The organism is Methylobacterium frigidaeris, from assembly GCF_022179185.1.
Lineage (GTDB): Bacteria > Pseudomonadota > Alphaproteobacteria > Rhizobiales > Beijerinckiaceae > Methylobacterium > Methylobacterium frigidaeris.
Genome location: NZ_BPQJ01000418.1, coordinates 1 through 224 on the forward strand (window position 1 = coordinate 1; position 224 = coordinate 224).

Sequence of the window (224 nt, forward strand, 5' to 3'; positions counted from 1 at the left end):
CCCGCCTGGGCCACCACCGAGCCGACCGCGGCGGCCACATGCCCCACCACCTGCTGGGGCCGGTGCTCGCCGGGGCGCATGTCCTCCTCGGCGCGGGCCAGCACGTTCAGCCCGAGGTCGAACAGCTCGACATGGACGTACGCCTCGGCGATGCCGACGCCGATCAGCGCGCCCCCGGACGCGTTGACCGCGACCAGGCCCCGGGGACGGCCGCCCGCCGAGTC

At 76.8% G+C, this 224-nt stretch carries 1 protein-coding gene; it reads right to left on the bottom strand.

The features are described from left to right. Positions 1-224 (bottom strand): hypothetical protein (locus MFF64_RS37530; protein ID WP_238194169.1); only part of this gene is annotated, 224 nt, incomplete at both ends.